2 protein-coding genes are annotated in these 3,550 nt (G+C 54.3%); both read left to right on the plus strand.

Going from position 1 to position 3,550, the window contains the following annotated elements:
• The first annotated feature begins 598 nt into the window (after window positions 1-598).
• On the plus strand, window positions 599-1,309 hold the full coding sequence (locus PKO02S_RS31680) for an HAD-IA family hydrolase (RefSeq protein WP_127589240.1): 711 nt from the start codon (window positions 599-601) through the stop codon (window positions 1,307-1,309).
• A gap of 17 nt (window positions 1,310-1,326) precedes the next feature.
• Window positions 1,327-3,381, plus strand: a complete 2,055-nt coding sequence (locus PKO02S_RS31685) for a peptidoglycan D,D-transpeptidase FtsI family protein (protein WP_127589242.1) — start codon at window positions 1,327-1,329, stop codon at window positions 3,379-3,381.
• Window positions 3,382-3,550: the final 169 nt, after the last annotated feature.

A 3,550-nucleotide genomic window follows, 5' to 3' on the forward strand; every position in this document is an offset into this window, starting at 1 on the left:
GGACTTTGATTCAACTTATATAGCTGGCTGGTGGGTGTGCAGGTAGACGGTTTGGCAGACAGGCTGGCATAAGGAGGATGGGTAGACGGTTAGGGACAGGCTGGCATAAGGATGGGTAGACGGTTAGGGATGGTTACAGATGGGGTGGCAGTTGGTCAGGCGGACAGCGTGCAGGTAGACGGTTAGGCTGGCTTTTCGAAGCAGATTCGTTTGCCGGACAATAGATGCGTTATTTCACCAAAATGGTGGTTTTGCAGCATTTGGCGGCCACAGGAGCCCTTATTTGTGAAAAATGGCCTGATTGGAAGGCAGGATTGGCGAAATAAGGTCTCCTCTGTCCGGCAAAGCTAGTTGATGGGCTGTTTTCGAAAAAATAAGGGCTTCTGTGTCCGGAAAAGTTTCGGGATAGGAATGTCTGATCGTAAGTTTCGAGGTCTCAAGTCTCGTGTTCGTCGAGGTTTGAGATTTTTTGCGCGCTGCGAGGTTCTACGTTCATAGCCTTTTCATATTTCGGGGCGGCTGCAGGCCTTACTCCCCCTCTTGCGCTGTGGTAAACTAATAGTATGACCTCAATGATAAAGGGAGCTTCCTGCTACATATGATTTTACACCCGACCTCACCATACAAAGCCGTCTTCTTCGATGCAGGTGATACGCTGCTGACGGTCCCTGGCGCCCGCGAAACGATGCGGCGTTACTTCGCTGAACGTGAGTTTCACCGGACAGATACTGAAATCGGAGACAGCTTCGACGCTGCCTTCCGGCTTCTCTACTACAATAAACCCGTGCTTGGCAATGAGCTCTGCTCCCCCGAGTCCGACCGGCTGTTCTGGGTCAAGCTGTACCGGCATATGCTGGACGATCTGGCGGCGGCGGGACATGCCGAGGAGGAGACGCTGCACCGCTGGTGCCACGAGCTGTATGATCTATTCGTTTCGCCGGAGCAATATGTGCTGTTCGAGGATGTTCGGGAGACGTTGGAACGACTGCAGGCGCTCGGTTACCGGATGGCGATCGTCTCGAATTTTGCCCCGACGCTGCGTCATATTTTGAAGTACATGGAGATTGACTATTATTTCGACCCGATTATCGTCTCTACGGAAGTGGGGCTCGAGAAGCCGAATCCGGCGATTTTTCAGCTGGCGCTCGAGCAGTCGGGGCTGCCGGCGAGTCAAGTGCTATATGTAGGCGATCATGACCAGAACGATATCTGGGCGCCGGGGCAAGTGGGCATTCAAGCGGTAAAAATCAAACGTTATGCGTATCACCAGGGCGATGGCATTCATTCGCTGCGGGAATTGTTGGGCTGAGAGGGGGAGCATCGGTCATGGCCAATACCACTGTGGATCCGGCAAAAGAAGAGCTGTCCAAGCATAGGCATTTTTCGTTTCGGTTGAACTTTTTTTTCCTCGCGATCTTTCTCCTATTCTCCATCTTGATCGTCCGTCTCGCGCTGCTTCAATTTGTGGAAGGGAAGGCGCTGTCTGAGGAAGAGTCGAACAAATCGATTATGCAGCATTCGATTCCGCCGATTCGGGGGACGATTTTTGACCAGAAGGGTTATCCGATCGCCGAGTCGACCTCCACGCAGTCCGTGTTCTACACGATTGAGCCTGGCAAAGCCGACAAGGATGCCGTTGTGCAGCTGGCTTATAAGCTGGAAGCGGTGTTTCGCGATTACGGGGATGCGAAGCAGGCGATTGCGGCGGAAGATATTATCAAGCGGATGGACGTCGGGTATGATCTCAATAAAAAAGCGACCAAGGAGCCGGGCTACTACTCGCAGCCTCGTCGGCTCAAGGCGGACCTGATCAATCAGGAGATCGCCTACTTGTCGGAGCATCGCGATGAGTTTCCGGGGGTTGAGATTCAGGAGGAGAGCATCCGGCACTACAATGACAAGACGATTGCGGTGCAGTTGGTCGGTTACTTGAAGTCGTTTTCCTCGGCTCGCAACAAGGATGGAGGCGGTCTGGACTTTTATCGCAAGAAGGCGGAGTCCAAGGACCCGACCGTCGAGTATCTGGATTCCGAGGAAGTCGGCTACGATGGCATTGAGTATTTGTTCCAGGATGAGCTGCGCGGCAAAAACGGGATCAAGACGTATCCGGTCAATGCGGCGCAAAAAATCGTCGGGCCGGTGTCGCTTACGAAACCCGATAAGGGCAACAACGTTTATTTGACGATCAATAAGGATATTCAGCTGGAGACGGAAACCGCGATTGTGAACCATTTGCAGACGATTCGCAGTCTTCGGAACGATGTGTGGCGCTACGCTCCGAATGCAACAACCGGATATGCCGTGGCGATGGAGGTTGACACCGGTAACGTAGTGGCTATGGCCAGTATGCCGGATTACAATTCGAATATTTGGCATGGCGGAATCAGCACGGAGGATTACAATCAAATTCAGTATCAATATCTGAACGGCGCCATCTCCGAGGTGTATGCGAACTATTCGGATTCCAAGGAGCGGGCGAAGCATCCTACATCGTTGGTGTATATGGGATCGACCATCAAGCCGCTATCCATCTTGATCGGGTTGAAGGAAGGCATTATTACGGCGAATGAGACGTATAACGACACCGGGCGGATGACGTTCGGGAAGGACAACACGACGATTAATAACTCTGACGGGCATGCATGGGGGCCGATCAATGCTTGGCAGGCCATCTGGCGCTCATCCAATACGTACATGTCGGAGATGATCGGGCTGCGGCTGTACAACCGGTACCGGAGCAGCGGGACGGAGATGAAGGTTTGGGACGACTATATGAAGGAGTTCGGGCTCGGGGTGAAGACGGGCAGCGGGCTGCGCTATGAGTCGGCCGGCATCGCGGACTATAATCATGAGGCCAAAAACGCCAGCCCGCAATCCGCGCTCGTCCGCGCCTCCTGGGGCCAGATGGGCAAATATACGACGCTGCAGCTGGCACAATTCACGGCGATGCTCGGCAACCGCGGCAAGCGGCTGAAGCCGAACTTCGTCGACAAGCTGACGACGTACGACAATCAGCTGATCAAGACATTCCAGCCGGAAGTGCTGAACGAGGTGTCGTATCCGAAGGATTACTGGGATACGATCCAACGCGGCATGTTGCTCGTGAACAAGGACGGCTTCGACGGCGTGGCCTACACGGTTGCCGCCAAGACGGGGACGTCCACGCAGAGCATTGCGCGGCAGGAGATCAACAACGCCGTGTTCATCGCCTACGCGCCGGCGGAGAAGCCGAAGCTCGCGGTGGCGGTCGTCGTGCCGGAAGGCGGCTACGGAGCCTACGGGGCCGCGCCGATCGCGCGCAAAATCTTCGACGCGTACGATCGCGAGGTCGGGTTGTACGGCACGCCGAACCCGAATTCGGGCGTGAGCTCGGTGCAGTAGGGGGCTGTAGGGAGTCTTTCCTTTGGGAGAGGCTCCTTTTTAAATATCAGTAAGTACAACTCTGCTGATTGTTCCAGTCTTACGGTAAACGAGGTTCGCTGTAAGGACGGAGAAGCCGTTTATCCTTGTAGAGCGTATGAAGAGGCCTATCCGCTCTAGTCCGATTTAT

Source organism: Paenibacillus koleovorans NBRC 103111, from assembly GCF_004000845.1.
GTDB lineage: Bacteria > Bacillota > Bacilli > Paenibacillales > NBRC-103111 > Paenibacillus_AA > Paenibacillus_AA koleovorans.

Excerpts from the sequence above, each read along its gene's own strand:
- PKO02S_RS31680 (WP_127589240.1), top strand. The coding sequence starts at position 599 with ATGATTTTACACCCGACCTCACCATACAAAGCCGTCTTCTTCGATGCA.
- PKO02S_RS31685 (WP_127589242.1), top strand. The coding sequence starts at position 1,327 with ATGGCCAATACCACTGTGGATCCGGCAAAAGAAGAGCTGTCCAAGCAT.